Consider the following 562-nt stretch of genomic DNA (forward strand, 5'->3'; position numbering starts at 1 on the left):
TATGGTTAAGAAAAGCGCTTCATCATGGTCATTTGTATTCGATGACAGTTCGCATTGAAATAATCCGTTTGCATCGAAGTTCGCGTCGTTACCTAAAAAACTGATGCTTTCTTGGTAGATATCCATTGTTTTCCCCTCAATCTAAAAATTTATTATGGTTATTACTCATTTTGGGAAAGAGTATAAGAGTGAGGGTGTGGAAGGATATTGAGTATGGGCGTAAGTTTTTATTTTTATCGTATCAACATGGACCACAACTAGAGGGCGGCGACCTGTTTAGTTCGTCTGAGAGTAGTTTGTCTGAATAAAGTATTCATCTTTTATTCATGGCTCATGTGAAGAATAACCATGTCTTTTACATGGAGAAAGAAGATGGACGCGAAAACGAACAATGCAATCTCAAAATCAATGATGTTTTTCCATTGGGTTATCGGGCTTGGAATGATTGCGGTACTCATTTCTGGTCTAGTTATGGATGATGAATCAAACAACTTACTTTTTAATGCTCACATGTCATTCGGACTTTTAGTCTTAGCCTTGAGCGTGCCTAGGTTAGTTGGGA

Annotated in this window: 1 protein-coding gene and 1 pseudogene; one reads left to right on the forward strand and one right to left on the reverse strand. The window is 37.9% G+C overall.

All coding sequences use genetic code 11. From position 1 onward, the window contains the following. Positions 1-126 (reverse strand): annotated as a pseudogene (ati1, locus tag R7R24_RS29360) (Ati1 family type III secretion system chaperone); the annotation flags it as partial. A gap of 246 nt (positions 127-372) precedes the next feature. Here ati1 and R7R24_RS29365 point away from each other — a divergent pair. Continuing rightward, a partial coding sequence (locus tag R7R24_RS29365) for a cytochrome b/b6 domain-containing protein (protein ID WP_411978850.1) occupies positions 373-562 on the forward strand: 190 nt, incomplete at its 3' end.

This window comes from Vibrio sp. 704 (genome assembly GCF_033339295.1).